The organism is Nocardioides aromaticivorans, assembly GCF_013408525.1.
GTDB classification, from domain to species: Bacteria; Actinomycetota; Actinomycetes; order Propionibacteriales; family Nocardioidaceae; genus Nocardioides; species Nocardioides aromaticivorans.
Map to the genome: position 1 here is coordinate 3,788,874 of NZ_JACBZM010000001.1, position 17,705 is coordinate 3,806,578.

12 protein-coding genes are annotated in these 17,705 nt (G+C 73.2%); 5 read left to right on the top strand and 7 right to left on the bottom strand.

Annotated features, from left to right (window positions below; translation table 11 throughout):
• Positions 1–49: 49 nt before the first annotated feature.
• The 3 genes from BJ993_RS18235 to BJ993_RS18245 all read right to left on the bottom strand — a co-directional run bounded on the left by BJ993_RS18235 (position 50) and on the right by BJ993_RS18245 (position 1,975).
• The gene (locus tag BJ993_RS18235) at positions 50–859 is read right to left on the bottom strand and encodes a PP2C family protein-serine/threonine phosphatase (protein ID WP_051931456.1); all 810 of its coding nucleotides are present in this window, start codon (positions 857–859) and stop codon (positions 50–52) included.
• Positions 860–999: 140 nt separating this feature from the next.
• Positions 1,000–1,227, bottom strand: a complete 228-nt coding sequence (locus BJ993_RS18240) for a DUF3107 domain-containing protein (protein ID WP_036541051.1) — start codon at positions 1,225–1,227, stop codon at positions 1,000–1,002.
• Positions 1,228–1,321: 94 nt separating this feature from the next.
• Positions 1,322–1,975 (bottom strand): TetR/AcrR family transcriptional regulator, encoded by a 654-nt coding sequence (locus BJ993_RS18245; RefSeq protein ID WP_036541053.1) that lies wholly within the window; start codon positions 1,973–1,975, stop codon positions 1,322–1,324.
• 218 nt (positions 1,976–2,193) lie between these two features.
• Here BJ993_RS18245 and moeZ point away from each other — a divergent pair, with 218 nt between their 5' ends.
• Complete coding sequence (gene moeZ, locus BJ993_RS18250) at positions 2,194–3,402, top strand: adenylyltransferase/sulfurtransferase MoeZ (RefSeq protein ID WP_179650397.1); 1,209 nt, start codon at positions 2,194–2,196, stop codon at positions 3,400–3,402.
• A gap of 75 nt (positions 3,403–3,477) precedes the next feature.
• Here the strand turns inward: moeZ and BJ993_RS18255 are convergent, their stop codons facing one another.
• The gene (locus BJ993_RS18255) at positions 3,478–5,739 is read right to left on the bottom strand and encodes an immune inhibitor A domain-containing protein (protein WP_179650398.1); all 2,262 of its coding nucleotides are present in this window, start codon (positions 5,737–5,739) and stop codon (positions 3,478–3,480) included.
• A 340-nt stretch (positions 5,740–6,079) separates the two neighbouring features.
• Here BJ993_RS18255 and BJ993_RS18260 point away from each other — a divergent pair, with 340 nt between their 5' ends.
• On the top strand, positions 6,080–6,379 hold the full coding sequence (locus BJ993_RS18260; RefSeq protein ID WP_207010000.1) for an MGMT family protein: 300 nt from the start codon (positions 6,080–6,082) through the stop codon (positions 6,377–6,379).
• 1 nt (position 6,380) lies between these two features.
• Here the strand turns inward: BJ993_RS18260 and tpx are convergent, their stop codons facing one another.
• Positions 6,381–6,872 carry a thiol peroxidase gene (gene tpx, locus BJ993_RS18265; protein WP_036541057.1) on the bottom strand — a complete coding sequence of 164 codons (492 nt, stop codon included), beginning with the start codon at positions 6,870–6,872 and terminating at the stop codon, positions 6,381–6,383.
• A 35-nt stretch (positions 6,873–6,907) separates the two neighbouring features.
• Positions 6,908–9,421, bottom strand: a complete 2,514-nt coding sequence (locus BJ993_RS18270; protein ID WP_179650400.1) for an SCO7613 C-terminal domain-containing membrane protein — start codon at positions 9,419–9,421, stop codon at positions 6,908–6,910.
• Positions 9,422–10,290: 869 nt separating this feature from the next.
• Between BJ993_RS18270 and BJ993_RS18275 the strand changes: the two genes are divergently transcribed.
• The 3 genes from BJ993_RS18275 to BJ993_RS18285 are packed head-to-tail and all read left to right on the top strand — an operon-like array spanning position 10,291 to position 17,205.
• Positions 10,291–10,701, top strand: coding sequence for a cupin domain-containing protein (locus BJ993_RS18275; RefSeq protein WP_179650402.1), 411 nt, complete (start codon positions 10,291–10,293; stop codon positions 10,699–10,701).
• Between the two features lie 55 nt (positions 10,702–10,756).
• A complete protein-coding gene (locus BJ993_RS18280; RefSeq protein ID WP_179650404.1) occupies positions 10,757–14,005 on the top strand; it encodes an ATP-dependent helicase in 3,249 nt (1,082 codons plus the stop codon).
• Entirely contained in the window at positions 14,002–17,205 is a 3,204-nt protein-coding gene (locus BJ993_RS18285; RefSeq protein ID WP_179650406.1) for an ATP-dependent helicase, read from the top strand. The genes BJ993_RS18280 and BJ993_RS18285 overlap by 4 nt, the downstream gene beginning before the upstream one ends.
• On the opposite strand, the gene BJ993_RS18290 is transcribed toward BJ993_RS18285, so the two are convergent.
• Positions 17,186–17,689: an OsmC family protein gene (locus tag BJ993_RS18290; RefSeq protein WP_179650408.1), complete on the bottom strand. Its 504-nt coding sequence runs from the start codon at positions 17,687–17,689 to the stop codon at positions 17,186–17,188. The genes BJ993_RS18285 and BJ993_RS18290 overlap by 20 nt on opposite strands.
• Between the last annotated feature and the right edge of the window lie 16 nt (positions 17,690–17,705).

Consider the following 17,705-nt stretch of genomic DNA (forward strand, 5'->3'; position numbering starts at 1 on the left):
GTGTAGGACCCGGCACGGACGTCCGCCTGACCCTTTCGGGTGGCGCCGGTCAGGCCGACCGGAGCGGGCGGACCGCCGTCGGGTCCACGACGTGGGCGAGGTCCACCCCGGCCCCCAGCACGATGCCGGTGCCGACGACGGCCGGCGCGTCGACCACGTCGCCGATCACCACGGTCACGTTGTCGCGGGTGCCGCTGTCGATCGCGGCCCGGACCAGGCGCTCGGCGGCCATGCTGCGGGAGTCGAGCCCGAGCAGCATCTGCATCGCGGCGGGGGAGAGGACGTCGCTGAGCCCGTCGCTGCACAGCAGCAGGCGGTCTCCCGGGCGCAGGTCGACGAGCTGCACGACCGGCTCGGGGGTGTGCTCGCCGTCGACGGCCTGCAGCACCACGTGCCGGTACGGCGACTCGGCGGCCTGCTGGACCGAGATCCGGCCGGCGTCGAGGAGGGCCTGGACCATGGTCTGGTCGTGCGAGAGCTGGGACAGCGCGCCGTCGCGCAGGAGGTAGGCGCGGGAGTCGCCGACCTGGGCGAGCGCGGTGTGCATGCCGTCGGTCAGGACCGCGGTGAGCGTGGTGGCCATGCCCAGCCGGTCGGGGTCGGCCGCGACGCCTGCCACGAGCTGGTCGTGCGACTCGGCCACCGCGCTGCGCAGCAGGCGGACCGGCTCGACGCCCGGGTGGGCGAGGGCTCGGGCGCTGACGACGTACGTCGTGGTGGCCGACGCGATCTCGCCGGCCGCGGCGCCGCCGACCCCGTCGGCGACGCAGAGCAGGTAGGGACCGGCGAAGCCGGAGTCCTCGTTGTGCTCGCGAACGGGACCCGTGTCGCTCATCGCGGCGAAGCGGAACTGGAGCACGAGGCACCTCCCAGGCTGTCCGGTGACCCGGTGGGTCACCACCGATCGTCGCCGGTCAACCTGTGAAACGTCTGTCAGCGCGCCGAGAGTTCCGAGAGAGCCGATTTCGGCTCCGGGGCCGTGGCCGGCGAGCTCGAGCGCTACGAGCGGAAGCCGACCTGCCCCGAGGTGCTCCGCCCGATCTCGACGTACGCGAGCTTGGCGACGGGTACGACGGTCACCTTGCCCTTGGTGTCGGTGAGCGTGAGCACGCCGTCGGAGGCGAGCGCCTCGGACACCTGCGCGCTGATGTCCTCGCTGGTGCTGTCGGCCTCGATCACGAGCTCGCGGGCCGTCTGCTGCACACCGATCTTGACCTCGACGGTCATGTCACTTCTCCTCGTTCGGGGGACGGCCCGCGCCTCCGGGGCCGTTCATGCCGCCAGCCTAGTCAGGCGGCGGTCGGGACTGGGCGGGGCTCGGTCAGTCCTCGTGCGGCTCGTCGATGAGCGGGTAGCCACCGATGCCGCGCCAGGCCAGGCCGGACACCAGCGTGGTGGCCTGGTCGCGCGTGAGCCCGGCGAGGCCGCCGTCGGTGTCGGTCATCCAGAACCGGGCGCTGACCTGCGCCATTCCCACCAGCGAGACGGCCAGCAGCTGCGAGGCCGCCGGCGGCAGCGAGGTGTCCTCGGCGATGACGCTCGCGATCAGGTCGGCGCACTCGGTGGTGACCCGGTCGATGTGGCCGCGCACGGCGGGCTCGTTGGTCAGGTCGGACTCGAACACGAGCCGGAACGCACCGGTGTCATGGCCGACGTACGCGTAGAAGGCGTCGATCGTCGCCGCCACCCGCTGCTTGTTGTCGTGGGTGGACTCGAGTGCCTTGCGGCAGTTGTCGATGATCGCGTCGCACGCGGCGTCGAGGATGGCGAGGTAGAGCTCGAGCTTGCCGGGGAAGTGCTGGTAGAGCACCGGCTTGGAGACGCCGGCGCGCTCGGCGATGTCGTCCATCGCGGCCGCGTGGTAGCCCTGCGCGACGAAGACCTCGAGGGCGGCGGCGAGCAGCTGGGCGCGCCGCTCCCGCCGGGGGAGGCGGACGCCGCGGGGCCGGGACTCGTCGAGGTCGAACTGCTCCATCACCACGTGCCCGAGCCTACTCGCTGGTAGCCGTCCGATCGGAGAGGTACCCCTCCCGCGGGCGCCCCGCCGGTCTCCGGTCCAGACGGTGGGACGCGGTGTCCGGTCCTTGGACCGGGCAGGGACCATGGAGGGGCAGGGAACACCCGGGCCCGTAGCAGCGTTGGGACCGGGACGACCCCCCCCATCTACGAACTGTTCAACCGAGGAGCTGTCCCGTGAGCTTTCCCGCGCTGGTGGAGCCGGCCGCCGAGCTGACCATCGACGAGGTACGCCGCTACAGCCGGCACCTGATCATCCCGGACGTCGCGATGGACGGCCAGAAGCGGCTGAAGAACGCCAAGGTGCTGGTCATCGGCGCCGGCGGCCTCGGCAGCCCGGCGCTGCTGTACCTCGCCGCCGCCGGTGTCGGCACGCTCGGCATCGCCGAGTTCGACGAGGTCGACGAGTCGAACCTGCAGCGCCAGGTCATCCACGGCATGTCCGACCTGGGCAAGTCGAAGGGCCTGTCGGCCAAGGAGTCGATCCTCGAGATCAACCCGCTGATCAACGTCGTGCTCCACGAGGAGCGCCTCGACAACGACAACGTGTTCGACGTGTTCAAGGGCTACGACCTCATCGTCGACGGCACCGACAACTTCGCGACGCGCTACATGGTCAACGACGCGGCGTACTTCCTCGGCATCCCCTACGTCTGGGGCTCGATCTACCGCTTCGACGGCCAGGCGTCGGTGTTCGCGCCCACGATGGCCGACGACGCGCCGTGCTACCGCTGCCTCTACCCGGAGCCGCCGCCGCCGGGCATGGTGCCGTCGTGCGCCGAGGGCGGCGTGCTCGGCGTGCTGTGCGCGTCCATCGGCTCGATCCAGGTCAACGAGGCCATCAAGCTGCTGATCGGTGCCGGCGAGCCGGCCATCGGCAAGCTGGTCATCTACGACGCACTCGAGCTCGAGTGGCGCAAGCTGAAGGTCCGCAAGGACCCCAACTGCGCGCTGTGCGGTGAGAACCCCACCGTCACCGGCCTCATCGACTACGAGACCTTCTGCGGCGCGATCTCCGAGGAGGCCGCCGACGCCGCCGTCGACGCGACCATCTCGGTCACCCAGCTCGCCTCGATGATCAAGGAGAAGGAGGAGGGCAGCCGCGACTTCGTCCTGATCGACGTGCGCGAGCCCGCCGAGGCCGAGATCAACCACATCCCCGGCGCGGTGCTCATCCCCAAGGGCGACTTCCTCAACGGCACCGCCCTCTCGCAGCTCCCGCCGGTCGACTCCGGCAAGCAGGTCGTCCTGCACTGCAAGAGCGGCGTCCGCTCCGCCGAGTGCCTGGCGATCGTCAAGGGCGCCGGGTACGACGAAGCGGTGCACGTCGGCGGCGGCGTGGTGGCCTGGGTCAACCAGATCGACCCGAGCCAGCCGTCGTACTGACCGCTGCTCCAAGGCAACAGGCCCCGCGATCCCGAGGGATCGCGGGGCCTGTCCTGTTCCCCGGTCAGTCGGAGGTCACGGGTTGGTGACCTCGACGGTGATGGTGCCGTCCTTCTTCTCGTTCAGCACCCGGGCCCTGACCCCGGCTCCCGCGACCTTGACGGAGTTCCACGGGTTCGTGGCGGTCCAGTAGGCCAGCGGGTCGGTGTCGTCGAAGGTCGCGACCCCCGCCACGCTCGGGGCGCAGGCCTCGAGCGTCTTCACGCCGCCCGCGGTGCTGACCTGCTTGTGCAGGCAGACCCGGTCCGTCCGCGACTTGCCGAACGTCGCGTCGAACGGCTCGCGGCGGTTGCTCGGGCTGCTGCCGTCGGGGTAGGTCAGCGAGTCCGGCCGGACGTCCACCGGCAGCGCGTAGCCCTCGCCGACGTGCTTGCTGGTGTTGTTGTCGGCGTAGGCCAGGTCGACCAGCCAGACGAGCATGCCGTTCTGGTAGGGGAACTGCTCGACCCAGTCCGGCCGGGTGACGGCCTCGCTGAAGTTGTACGGACCGACCTTCAGCGTCTGGTCGTAGCCGACGTACTGGCGGTTCTCGATCAGGTAGTAGCGCGACGTCGTCTTCGTGTCCGTGCCCGTCGACGTGGAGAACCCGTCGGCCGTCCAGCCGTTGTCGCCCTGCTCGGCGCCGTCGGTGAAGGTCGTGGCGTCCGCGGCCACCGTGATGTTGTCGAGGAACGCCCCGGCCTCGTTGACGCCGCCGTCGGTGTTGTAGCGGAAGCGCAGGACCGACGCCGCACCACCCGGGGCGTAGGACCAGTCGTGGCTGGTCCAGTCGGCGTTGCCGGTGATCGTGGCGAGGTTGGTCCACGTCGAGCCGCCGTCGAGCGAGTACTCCACGTAGAGGTAGTCGTACCCGGCCTCGATCTGGTTCCAGACGTCGGCGCCCACGTCGACCGACGCCGCCGCCGGCACCGGGCGGGTCAGCGTCGCCACCAGGTTGTCGCCCCGGCCGCTCCACCAGGCGCGGGTGCCCTCCGGCGGGGTGGTGTAGGTCCGCACCGTGGTCTTGTCCGGCAGGTTGACCTTGATCGCCTGGTCGTGCCCGGTCATCGTGCGCTGCGACGGGCTCAGCTTGAAGGTGCCCTCCTGGCCGGCGTTCACCTCGGTGTAGTCGAGCCAGCCGAGGAAGAGCCGCTCCTCGGGGCCGAAGCCGCCGGGCGTCGTGCCGATGGCCCCGTCGGCGTGGTTGAGCCACGAGCCCGACGACATCACGGTCCAGAAGCCGGTGCCGTTCTCGCCACCCGCCGTGTCGTAGTAGTCGGGCAGCTCGAGGTCGTGGCCGTACTCGTGGACGAAGACGCCCAGGCCGCCGTTCTCCGGCTCGACGGTGTAGTCGCCGATGAAGTACTTCGACTGGCCGACCTGCGTGCCGCCGTAGAGGTTCGGCGTGTCGCCGACCGTCGGACCGGACTGGCCGTACTGGTCGCCGTTGACGTACCAGCGGTGCGACCAGATGGCGTCGTCGCCCGCGCCGGCCTCCTCGCCGCCGCCCGCGTGCACCGCCTGGAAGTGGTCGATGTAGCCGTCGGCCTCGTTGAAGTCGCCGTCACCGTCGAAGTCGTAGCGGTCCCAGACGTCGAACTGGGCGAGATAGGCGTCGATCTCGGCGGGCGTCCGGCCGGCGTCGAGCTGCGCGTCGTACCAGGCGTCGGCGGTGTCGGCGATGAACGCCCACGAGCCGCCGTCGTCCTCGACGGAGTTGTCGCCGTAGGTGGAGGCGTTGCCCGGGACCGTCACCCAGTCCTCGGTCGTCACCGACACGTCGTAGCGGCCCGACGAGGCCTCCTTGTAGAAGCTCTTGAACGACTCGCCCGAGCCGTTGAACATCTCGTCGTAGTGACCCTTGTCGAAGTCCTCGGTCCAGTACGTCGAGTTGTCCTGGGTGCGGTCGGGCTCCGGGATCTCGTTGTGGAGCGGACCCGGGTCGGTGCCGAGCTCGGGGTCCGACGCGGAGCCGAACTCGCCGAGGAAGGTCAGCACCTTGTCGGTCCGGTTCACGGGGAACTCGACGTACTTGCCGCCCTTGAGCCGGACCGTCGCGCCGCCTCCGGCGCGCTTCGACAGCTTCGCGCTGCCGGACTCGAGCATCTCGAGCGCCTTGCGCATCTCGCCGCGCTGCTCGCGGGTCTTCGGGCCGGGACGGTCGTGCTTCTTGGCGTGGGCCGAGGCCTGCCGCGCAGGGCCATCGGCGGACGAGTCGGCCTGGGCCGGCTGCGTGAAGGCGCTGCCGAGGGCGAGCGCCGCGGCGCCGGCCACGAGACCGGATGCCAGTTTCTTCAAGGGGACCTCCGAGATCGGTCGATTCACTGGACGAATGTGTGTCCGCGTCGTACCCCACACGAAAATCGCCGGTCACCGCAAGGGTCCTGCACAAAACTGAAGGAAGACGCGTGCTGCGCCCCCGTCCCACCCGTCCCGCCCGTAACCGTGACGCACTGTCGTCGTTGGTCAGGTCATCACGGCCCCGGTGTCCCCGGGCCGTTGCGAACCGGGTTTCGAGGCGTTTGCCGCACCGAGGGAGCACCTGAGGGCCCCGTCCGACGGACGGGGCTCTCGGCGTCTCACCGGATCGTCGCCGGACTGTCGACGGACTGTCGACGCCGCGGTGTTGGATGGTCCTGTGGACGAGGGGTACGTCGAGTCGGTGCTCGAGCTGGTCGAGCGGGTCCCGGAGGGCCGGGTGACGACGTACGGCGCCCTCGCGGCCGTCGCCGGCGGTGGACCGCGGCAGATCGGCTCGGTGATGGCCCGGTACGGCGCTCCGGTGCCGTGGTGGCGGGTGGTGCGTGCCGACGGCACGCTCCCCGACAGCCACGGCGACCGGGCGCGCGAGAACTACCTGGCCGAGGGCACGCCGCTCCGGGCGAGCGGCGGCCTCGACATGTCGCGGGCCTTCTGGGACCCGGCGACGGGGGACTGACTCAGCCGAGCGCGGCGATGGCCGCGTCGTAGTCGGGCTCCTGGGCGATCTGGGGGACGAGCTCGGTGTAGACGACCGAGCCGTCGGCGTCGAGCACGACAACGGAGCGGGCGAAGAGGCCCTCGAGCTTGCCGTCGGTCATCCGGACGCCGTAGTCGTCACCGAAGGTCGAGCGGAAGGCCGAGCCGACCTGGACGTTCTCGATGCCCTCGGCGCCGCAGAACCGGTTGAGCGCGGGCGGGAGGTCCTGCGAGACGTTGATGACCGCGGTGTTGTCGAGGCCGGCGGCCAGCTCGTTGAACTTGCGCACGCTCGCGGCGCACACGCCGGTGTCGATGCTGGGGAAGATGTTGAGGACGGTGCGCTTGCCCTCCGGCAGGGTGACGGCGCTGAAGTCGGCGCCGACGAGGTCGACCGAGGGAGCGGCGGAGCCGACGGCCGGCAGGTCGCCGACGGTGTTGACGGGGTTGTCCCCGAGTGCAGTGGTAGCCATGCCCTGATGTCTAGCAGGTCGCCCCGACGGCTCCGTCACCGGAGCCGACCGAGGAAGCCGACCGCCCTGCGGACCTCGAGCAGACGTCGCTCCCAGGTGATGCCGACGACGGTCAGCAGGGCGCCGGCGAGGCCGATCCAGACCCACTTGGGGAAGTCGCCCGCATAGGGGCCGAGCTCGCGCACCACGATCGCGGCACCGACGCTCGCGCCGACCAGCAGCGGCGCGCTCCAGCGCAGGGCCGCGCCGGCGATCGTGAGCGCCAGGCAGGCGCCGCCGAGCACCAGCGCCCGCAGCGACACCGGGTCGCCGACGACCCACAGCAGCGACGGGATCGTGCCCAGCAGCAGGCCGGGGAGCAGCGCCTCCGCGGTCCCGACCGCGGGCGAGCGCTGCATCCGCCAGGCGCCGAGCGCCAGCAGTGCCGCGGCGAGCGGGAGCGTGTACGCCTCCGGCTCCCGCACCTCCAGGTTGGCCAGGCGCACCCAGCTGGCGAGGAGCAGGAGGGCGGCACCGCCCCAGACCGCGTGGCGGCGCGACTCGTTGACCAGGGCGCTGGCGCAGACGACGAAGCCGGCGACCGCGAGCCACAGGGCGGCGAGCCCTCCCGGGTCCGTCGCGGTGCCGAGCGAGCCGGGCAGGGCGACGAGGGCGACCACCGCCGCGGTCAGCTCGACCTCGGGTCGCGCGATGACGACGGCCAGGACGCCGACCGCCAGCAGGACGGGGACCGCGACCCAAACGATGCCGCCACCGGTGGCGTGGACGAGGGCCGCGACGGCGAGCCCGAGCAGGGGAGCAGCCGCGAGCCGACCGGCCACGGTGCTGTCCGTGGTGCGCACGAGCGTCGCGAGCAGGAGGGCGAGCGCTGCGCCGACGCCGGCGACGACGGCGGTCAGCGGGGCGCTCGGGACGGTCGCCAGCGCGGCCGCGCCGGCGACCAGGACCGCCACCGCCGAGAAGCCGGTCGCGCGCAGGGCCGCGCTCCCGATCGCCACGAGGAGGAGCACGGCGACGGGGGCGGCCAGCTGGACGTCGTACGACGTGAGGGTGGCGGCGACGCCGAGGCCGGTGACGACGACGGCGACCCGGGCCCACGCGAGCAGGGCGGCGCGGCTGCGGTCGGTGGCGACGAGGGCGAGGAACGCGAACGGCACGAGGAGCGAGGGGGCCAGCAGCAGCGGCTCCGTGACCGGGGCCGGGCCGCCCACCACGACGTCGAACGAGCGCGTGAACGGGCGGATGTCGTCGGCCCAGCGAGCCACGGCCACGGCGCCCGTGACCACGGCGAGGCCGGTGAGGATCAGGCTGCCCGCCGCCGACGGGGCGATCGCGATCGGGCGGACCATCCGCGGGAGGACGGCAAGACCCGCGACCCAGGCGGTCGTCACGCCGAGGGCGACGAGACCGAAGGTCGCAGCGTCGGTGTCCACGCTGGGCAGCGTCAGCACGACGGTCACCACCATCGCGGCGCAGCTGGCGCCCGCGAGCGCGACCTGCTGGTGCCGGACGACGAGGCCCGGGACGAGCATCGCGGCCGCGGTGACGAGCAGCGACCAGCCGGAGCCGTCCGCCCACAGCTGGTGGAGGTCGGGGTCGAGGAGCGCATCGGTGGTGGCGATCGAGGCCGAGCCGAACCAGGCCAGCGCGCCGGCGGCGGCCACGGACCACTGCAGGGGGACGAGCCCGGCGACGCGACCGACGAGGACGATGCCGATCGCCAGGAGGGTCAGCAGGTGGCCCGGGACCAGGCGGTGGTCGGTGACGTCGACGGCGCCGGCGTAGGCGACCGTCAGGCCGATGCCGGCGATCAGCTGGGGCGCGACGAGCCGCGGCTGGCCGGCCGGGCGCAGGAGGGCGACGAGGACGGACGCGACGGCGACGGTCAGGCCGGCGGCGACGCTCACCGCGCCGTCCGAGCCGTCGCCGAGCCAGCCGGCCGCGCCGGCGCCGTACACGTCGAGCGCGAGCATCCCGAGGGCGACCACGATGAGCGACTCCCCGGCGATCCGCAGTCCGGTGCGGTGCAGGAGCAGGGCCGAGGCGCCGGCGGTCAGGGTGAAGGCGCCGAGCACCGCGGTCCGTCCGCCGACACCCAGCGCGGACCACGACACGGCGAGGAAGATGACGGCCGCGACCAGCAGGCAGAACGCGCCGAGGCCGAGCAGGATCTTCGGCACTGACGCGAAGGCGACGCCGCCCCGGTCGGGGGTCGGCGTCGCAGTCGTGGGGTACGGCGGCAGCGGGGGTGCCGGGGGAGCAGGCGTCGCCCGCTTGGGCTCGGGCGCCGCCGACGGCGGGACGAGCGGCCCGCCCAGGCTGGAGACCCGGGTGGCGGCGGGTGCGGTGGCGGCTGGGACGGGCCGGTCGTGGAAGAGGTCGCTGGCCGCGCGCAGCTCGCCGACCAGCGCGTCGGCACGACTCAGGGTGCGGAACAGGTCGACGGCGAGCGGGTGCCGGACCAGCAGGTCGCAGGTCGGGCAGACCGGTACGCCGTCCGGCAGGGCGGAGCGGCAGTCGGGGCACTGGGACGGGTCGGCGTAGCGCATGGATCCATTCGGCCAGTTGCGCACTCGGAACGGCATCGCCGAAGGGCTCAGTGCCGCTGAGCCCTTGTACTCAGTTGGCGGGTGGGGCTGGCGGGTGGGCGCCTGCGGCGCCTCCCGGGCCGGCCGTCCCGTCCGGCGGCTCCGGCGCCCACCCCCCCCGACGGATCGGCGCGTTCGCGCCCCGCCTCCGGCCCTGCAGTGTCGTCTTGCCGCCAGGCCAAGGCTGGACCTACGGGAGACAACTGCGGCGCGGCAGCGCGGCGGGAGCGTAGCGACGGCAGCTTGCTGCCCCCCGACGGAGCGAAGACGCGCTCGCGCTGCTGACCTTGCAGTGTCGGCTTGCCGCCAGGCCAAGGCCTGGCCTACGGAGGGCGACTGCGGCACGGCAGCGCGGCGAGAGCCGTCGCCGGCAGCTTGCTGCCCGCTCTTCGGCGAAGACGCGCTCGCGCAAAAAGGGCGAAGGGCCCTCGTGAGTATGAGTCACAAGGGCCCTTCAGGTGACCGGTACTGGTGACGCTCCCGGTCCACCCGCCGGCTGCTGGGATCCCGCGAGCCTCGTCACCCGGCTCGCGCGGCCGGCGTCCCCGTGAGGGGCCGCCTCGACGTCGCCCCGAAGGGCTCCGGCGTGGCCGTGCGGATCCTCGCCTTCCGGCGGATCCCGCTCTCCCGGAGGAGTGCGTGGGAGAAGTTCTACGCCCGCTGGTCGAGCGTTGACAAGGGGTTTTCTCCAGGTTTTTCGGGGGGTTTCGATCATCCACCGATCCTCGGCGTGTCGTCCACAAGCAGACGCGCTCCGTCCACAGGAAGAACGTGTTCCTCCCCAGATCGGGGGCGTGCCTGTGGAGGAAGCGACCCGGCAGACTGGGGGCATGGATCGACCGCCCCTCGCCGTACGCCATGACCTGGAGCCGCACCCGGAGGGTGGGTGGTACCGGCAGACGTGGGTGGCGGACACGACCGTCGAGCTGCCGGACGGGCGGGTGCGGCCGACCGCGACATTGATCTACTTCCTCCTGCCCGCGGGCGAGTCGTCGGCCTGGCACCGGGTGCGCTCGGACGAGACCTGGCTCGCCCACCAGGGAACGGTGACCGTCGAGCTCGGTGGTGACGGCCCGGCACCGGACCCGGGCTCCACGGTGCGGCTGGTCGTCGGGCCGGACGCGCCCCAGGGTCTGGTTCCCGCCGGGGTGTGGCAGCGGACGCTGGTCTCCGGTGCGGACGCGCTCGTCAGCTGCCTGGTGTCCCCGGGCTTCGACTTCGCGGACTTCGAGCTCGCCTGAGGGTCGTCCGGGGTCCGCGCGGTTTGTGTCGGGCGGGGGTGGTTGAGTGGCGCCCGTGGAGCAGCAGGCCAGCCAGCCGACGTACGTCCTCGCCCCGGGGACGGCACCCGGGCCTGCCCCGGAGCTCGACGAGCACCAGCGCCGCGTGGTCGAGCACGAGGGCGGCCCGCTGCTCGTGCTGGCCGGGCCCGGCACGGGCAAGACGACGACCTTGGTCGAGGCGGTCGTCGACCGGATCGAGCGGCGCGGCGCCAGCCCCGACCAGGTCCTCGCGCTGACCTTCTCCCGCAAGGCGGCCGACCAGCTGCGCGACCGGGTGAGCGCGCGGCTCGGGCGCACGACCGGCCACCAGCTGAGCTCGACCTTCCACTCCTTCGCCTACGCGCTCGTGCGCCGCTACGCGCCGGCCGAGCTCTACGAGGCGCCGCTGCGCCTCCTCTCGGCTCCGGAGCAGGACGTCGTGCTCCGCGAGCTGCTGGCCGACCACCCGGAGTCGGTGACCTGGCCCGAGCGCTTCCGGCAGGCCACCGCGACGCGCGGCTTCGCGCGGGAGGTCCACGCCGTGCTGGGGCGCGCGCGGGAGAAGGGGCTCGACGGCGAGGAGCTGCGGCTGCTGGGGGAGCGCGAGGGCATCGACGAGTACGTCGCCGCGGGGCTCTTCCTCGAGCAGTACCTCGACTCCCTCGACAGCCTGGGCGCGACCGACTACGCCGACCTCATCCGGCGCGCCTGCATCGAGGCCCACGACCACCGCGACGAGCTGCGCGCGCGCTTCCGCCACGTGTTCGTGGACGAGTACCAGGACACCGACCCCGGCCAGGTGGCGCTGCTGCGGGCGCTCGCCGGAGACGGGCGCGACCTCGTCGCCGTGGGCGACCCGCACCAGTCGATCTACGCGTTCCGCGGGGCCGAGGTGCGGGGGATCCTCGAGTTCCCGACCGTGTTCCCGAAGGCCGACGGCAGCCCCGCCGACGTGGTCGCGCTGCGGACGACGCGGCGCTTCGGCCCACGGATCCTGATCGCCGCGCAGCGGGTGGCCGGCCGGATCGGCCTGCCGGGCACGATCCCCGAGACGGCCCGGGAGTCCTTCCTGGCGCCGCAGTGCGCCCCCGGGCCCCACGGCGACGGCAAGGTCGAGGTGGTCACCTACGACACCGAGCGCGCCGAGGCCGATCACCTCGCCGACATCCTGCGCCGCGCCCACCTCGAGGACGGCCTGGGCTGGGACGAGATGGCGGTCCTGGTCCGCTCGGGTCGCGCGAGCATCGGCCCGCTCCGGCGCGCGTTGGGTGCGGCCGGCGTACCGGTCGAGGTCGCCAGCGACGAGGTCCCGCTGGTCCGCGACCCGGCCGTCCTGCCGCTCCTGGAGGCGCTGCGTGCCGTCGTCAACCTCGACAACACCGACCACAACGACGTCGGGTACGTGGATCCCGGTCGCGCCGAGGCGCTGCTCACCGGGCCGCTGGGCGGCCTCGACGCCGGCGACGTGCGGCGGCTCGCCCGACAGCTGCGGGCGCGCGAGAAGGACGCCTGCCAGGAGAGCGGCGGCACCCCCCGCAGCTCGCGTGAGCTGGTCCGGCTGGCGGTCGTCGACGCGAGCCACCTCGAGGGCCTGTCCGGTCCCGAGGCCGACCGGGCGCGCGCCGTGGCGCAGCTGCTGGCCGGCGCGCGCGCCGCGGCCGACGACGGTGCGAGCGCCGAGGAGCTGCTGTGGACCCTGTGGTCCGGCACGTCCTGGCCGCAGCGGCTGCGACGCTCGGTCGAGGCGGGCGGCGGCGCGGCGCGCCGCGCCCACCGCGACCTCGACGCGATCTGCGCGCTGTTCGACCTCGCGGCGCGGGTGGGCGAGAAGCGCGAGCACCTCGCGGTGGTGCCCTTCCTCGCGAGCCTGGTCCAGCAGGAGATCCCGGCCGACACCCTCGCCGACCGCGGCGCCCGCGGAGCGGCGGTTCGGTTGCTGACGGCCCACCGGAGCAAGGGCCTGGAGTGGCGGTTGGTCGTCGTCGCCCACGTGCAGGACGGCGGATGGCCGGACCTGCGCCGCCGCACGACCCTGCTCCAGGCCGACCGGATCGGACCGGGGGTCGTCGTCCCGGCGGTGACGCCGCGTGAGCTGCTGGCCGAGGAGCGTCGCCTGTTCTACGTCGCGTGCACGCGCGCGCAGGAGCGCCTCGTGGTGACCGCCGTGGCCTCGCCCGACGACGACGGCGAGCAGCCGTCGCGCTTCCTGGAGGAGCTGGTCCCGGACCGCGACCACATCGTCGCGGTGTCGGGCCGACCCGCGCGGCCGCTCTCGCTCGCGGGTCTGGTCGCGGAGCTGCGTCGTACCGTGGCGGACCCGGAGGCGGCCGAGCCGCTCCGCGCGGCCGCCGCGCGGCGGCTGTCCCGGCTCTCCGGGGAGTTCGCCGGTCGCCGGCAGCTGGTCGCGAGCGCCGACCCGGCGAGCTGGTGGGGCACGCGTGCCGCGAGTCGCTCCGCGGAGCCGATCCGCGAGGTCGACAAGCCGGTGCCGATCTCGGCAACGGTGCTCGACGCGATCGCGGCCTGCCCGACGCGGTGGTTCCTGGAGCGCGAGGCCGGCGGCGTGGCGCGGTCGCACCAGTCGGCCAACCTCGGCCAGCTGGTGCACGCCCTCGCGGAGCGGGTGGCCGACGGCAGCATCGACGGCGATCTCGACGTCCTGATGGGCGAGGTCGACCGCGTGTGGGACCGCCTCGACTTCCGGACGCCGTGGTCGAAGGACCGCGAGCACAAGCGGGTCCGCGCCGCGCTCGTCCGCTTCCTCACCTGGCACGAGCGCAACCCCCGCCGGCTGATCGCCACCGAGGCGCGGTTCGCGACGGTGGTGACGATGGACGACGGCACGCCCGTGCGCATCAACGGGTACGCCGACCGGGTCGAGATCGACGGCGACGGACGCGTCGTCGTGGTCGACCTCAAGACCGGTCGCGGCAAGCCGTCCGGCCCGCAGGTCCGCGATCACGTCCAGCTGGCCCTGTACCAGTACGCCGTCGACGCAGGAGCCCTCGACGACCCCGAGTCCGGCCTCACCGGGCTCGCCAGTGGGGGAGCGGAGCTGATCCAGCTCGGCCTCGAGGACGGCTCGGTCGACGCCACCCGCCAGGAGCAGGACCCGCATGCCGCCGAGGGGCCCGAGCGGGCTGCGTTGCGCACCCGCATCACCCACGTCGCCCACCTGCTGCGTGAGGAGACCTTCCCGGCGGTGGCCGGCGACCACTGCCGCGACTGCGGCTTCGTCGCGATCTGTCCCGTCAAGAGCCCCGGATCGGTGGTCGAGCGATGAACCCGGCGATCAGCACCCCCGAGGACCTCCAGCGGGTGATGAGGGCGGAGTTCCCGCCCAGCCCCGAGCAGTGGACGGCGATCACGGCGCCGCTGTCACCGGTGGTCGTGATCGCGGGTGCCGGCTCCGGCAAGACCACCCTGATGGCGGCCCGCGTCGTCTACCTCGTGCTGACCGGTCAGGTACGGCCCGAGGAGATCCTCGGCCTGACCTTCACCACGAAGGCAGCGGCCGAGCTGCGCCAGCGGGTCCGGGCCGCGCTGACCGCGGCGGGCGTGCTCGACCTCAAGCAGGCGGCCGACGGTGAGGAGGTCCTCGAGCCGACCGTGGCCACCTACAACGCCTACGCCGCCGGCCTGCTCACCGACCACGGCCTGCGGATCGGCCACGAGCCCGACACCCGGGTCATCACCGACGCCGCGCGCTACCAGCTCGGCGCCCGCGCCGTCGACCGCTACGACGGCGCCGTCGAGAAGCTGTCCGACCACCCGCCGACCGTGATCCAGAACCTCCTCGCGCTCGACGGGGCGATGAGCGAGCACCTGGTCGGGCCCGACGACGTGCTCGCGTTCGACGCCGCCGAGCGGAAGGCGTTCGAGCGGGCCGTCGCCGAGGAGCAGGCGGGCAAGAACCGCAAGACCTACGTCGAGGCGAGCCAGAAGGCGGTCGACGTGATCGACCGCCGGGCGGAGCTGATGGGCCTCGTCGCGTCGTACAGGCGGTTGAAGGCGGAGCTCGGGCTCATGGACTTCAGCGACCAGATCGCGCTGGCAGCGCGGCTCGCCGACGCGCAGCCGGAGGTCGGCCGGCTCGAGCGCGAGCGGTTCAAGGTCGTGCTCCTCGACGAGTACCAGGACACGTCCGTGGCCCAGGCCACCCTCCTCGCGCGCCTGTTCGGTGAGGGCCACGCCGTGATGGCCGTCGGTGACCCCAACCAGGCGATCTACGGCTGGCGTGGTGCGTCGGTGTCCAACATCATCAACTTCCCCGAGGTCTTCCCGGCGGCCGGCGGGGCCCCCGTCCCGGTGCTGCCGCTCACGGTCAACCGCCGCTCCGACACCCGCATCCTCGACGTCGCCAACAAGCTCGCCGAGCCGCTGATGGCGAAGTACGGCGACAAGGTCGCCGTCCTCCGTCACGGATCGACGCGGCCGGGATCGGTGCGGGTCAAGGTGTTCGAGACCCACCTCGACGAGCTCGCCTGGCTGGCCGGCCAGGTGCAGGCCACCCACGACGCCGGGACGGCCTGGGCGAAGATCGCGGTGCTGAGCCGGGACAACCAGCACGGCGAGGCCGTGTTCGACGCGCTCACCGGCGCCGACATCCCGGTCGAGATCGTGGGTCTCTCCGGTCTGGTCCGGCTGCCCGAGATCGCGACGGTCGTCGCCACGCTCAAGCTGGTCCAGGACGTCACCGACAACGAGTCGCTGCTGAGCCTGCTGGCCGGCCCCCGCTGGGCGATCGGCCCGCGCGACCTGCGTCTGCTGGGCCTGCGGGCCTTCGAGCTCGCCGGTCGCGGCGGTCGTGACGAGACGGCCGGGTCGGTCCACGACCAGCTGGTCGCCATCGCCGACGGCATCGACCCGGCGGAGGTCCCGTGCCTCGACGACGCGCTCGCCGACCCGGGAACGGCGGCGTACTCCCCGGAGGCGCTGGAGCGCTTCGCCCTCCTCCGCGACGAGCTGCGCCTGCTGCGGTCGTCGGTGGGGGAGCCGCTCCTCGACCTGGTCCGTCGCATCGTCGACGTCACCGGGGTCGACGTCGAGCTGGCGTCGTCGATGAGCAAGGCGGCCGCCGCCCGCCGCGAGAACCTCGACCTGTTCGTGAAGGCGGTCGCGGACTTCCAGGCGGTCGACGGCGACGTCACCCTGCCGGCGCTGATCGCGTGGCTCACGGCCGAGGACGAGGCCGGCAACGGACTCGAGGTCGCGACGCCCTCGGGTGCGGACTCGGTCAAGCTGCTCACCGTCCACCGGTCGAAGGGCCTCGAGTGGTCCACCGTGTTCTGCGTGGGTGTCGGTGAGGGCCGGTTCCCGAGCACGCAGGGGCGGTCGCTGTGGTGCTCCTCGCCGAGCGTGCTGCCCGCGCCGCTGCGCGGCGACGCCGACGACCTGCCGCAGCTCGCGGGCCACGACAAGGCAGCGCTCGACGCCTACCGCGCGGCCACCCGCGCGCACGAGGCCGAGGAGGAGCTGCGCCTGGGCTATGTCGCGTTCACGCGCCCCGAGCACGACCTGTGGGTCACGTCCTTCCTGTGGGGCACGCGCAAGAACCCCTACGGGCCCTCGTCCTTCCAGGTGGCGATCCGCGAGCTCTGCGACGGCTGGGGCGAGCCGGTCGACTGGCTCGACAAGCCCGAGAAGGGCGCCGCCAACCCGTTCGACGCGGTCGACCCCTCGCGGCCGTGGCCGGTCGAGGGCATCGGGGCCGAGACCGCCCGGAGGCTCGACGCCGCCCAGCGGGTACGAAGCGCGGACCCGGCCGCCGGGGACGACGACCTCGAGCTCGACCTCGTCGACGCGGCCCGGGTCGCGGACTGGGACCAGGAGATCGAGCGGCTGCTCGCAGAGGCCCGGTCCGACCGGTCCCAGCGCGTCGAGGTGCCGCTGCCCTCGTCGCTGTCGGCGACGGCGCTGGGTCGCCTGCGCGACGACCCGGAGGGCTTCGCCCGCGACCTGGCCCGGCCGATGCCGCGGCCGCCGGCGCCGGCCGCCCGGTTCGGCACCCGGTTCCACGCGTGGGTGGAGGCCCGGTTCGGCCAGCAGGGGCTCTTCGAGCCCGACGAGCTGGAGGGACGCGCCGACGCGGGCATCGACAACGACAGCGACCTGAAGGAGCTGATCAACCGCTTCGAGGCGGGCCCCTTCGCGACCCGCGAGCCCACGGCGATCGAGGCCCCGTTCGCGCTGGTCCTGACCGGGGCAGGCGGAGTGCGGCAGGTGGTCCGCGGCCGGATCGACGCGGTCTACACCGAGCCGGACGGCTCCTACCTCGTGGTCGACTGGAAGACCGGCGTCCACCAGGAGGCCGACCCGCTCCAGCTCGCGCTCTACCGGCTCGCGTGGTCGGAGCTCACCGACGTCCCGCTCGAGCGGGTGCGGGCGGCGTTCTGCTACGTGCGGACCGGCGACATCGTGGAGCACGACGGGCTGCCCGACCGGGCGGGCATCGAGGACCTGCTCAGCGGCGGACCACGCTGATCCGCGGCGGTACGCCGAGCGACCGGCCGACCACGCAGTAGCGCTCGGTCGCGGTCGCCAGCCGGCCGAGGGTGGCGTCGTCGGCGTCCGTGTCGAGGACGACGGTGACGACGACGTCCTGGACGCCGATCGGTGCGTCCCGGTCGACGCCGAGCGTGCCGCGGGCGTCCCACCAGCCCTCGGCGCGCAGGTCGGCCGACCGGATCTCGACGCCCATCGCCGTCGCGACGGCACGCAGGGTGACCCCGGCGCAGCCGAGGAGCGCCTGGAGCAGCAGGTCGGCCGAGCAGGCGTCGTGGCCGTCGCCCCCGGCCGCCGCGTGCAGGCCGGCGCGCACCGGCCCGGCGAAGCCGTCGACGGTCGCGGTGACCTCCGGGTCGCGGTAGTCACCGGTCGCCGTGGTCGGGATCCGGGCACTGGCCGGGTCCGTGCGGTAGCGGTCCTTCAACGGCGCCTGGGCGGCGCGGAGCGTGCTCGCGTCCATGGCTCACCGTAGCCGC

What these genes read in the sequence shown, in the direction of transcription:
- tpx (WP_036541057.1), bottom strand. Translation starts at nt 6,872, where the DNA reads ATGGCTACCACTGCACTCGGGGACAACCCCGTCAACACCGTCGGCGAC.
- BJ993_RS18245 (WP_036541053.1), bottom strand. Translation starts at nt 1,975, where the DNA reads ATGGAGCAGTTCGACCTCGACGAGTCCCGGCCCCGCGGCGTCCGCCTC.
- BJ993_RS18270 (WP_179650400.1), bottom strand. Translation starts at nt 9,421, where the DNA reads ATGCGCTACGCCGACCCGTCCCAGTGCCCCGACTGCCGCTCCGCCCTG.
- BJ993_RS18240 (WP_036541051.1), bottom strand. Translation starts at nt 1,227, where the DNA reads ATGACCGTCGAGGTCAAGATCGGTGTGCAGCAGACGGCCCGCGAGCTC.
- BJ993_RS18285 (WP_179650406.1), top strand. Translation starts at nt 14,002, where the DNA reads ATGAACCCGGCGATCAGCACCCCCGAGGACCTCCAGCGGGTGATGAGG.
- BJ993_RS18275 (WP_179650402.1), top strand. Translation starts at nt 10,291, where the DNA reads ATGGATCGACCGCCCCTCGCCGTACGCCATGACCTGGAGCCGCACCCG.
- BJ993_RS18290 (WP_179650408.1), bottom strand. Translation starts at nt 17,689, where the DNA reads ATGGACGCGAGCACGCTCCGCGCCGCCCAGGCGCCGTTGAAGGACCGC.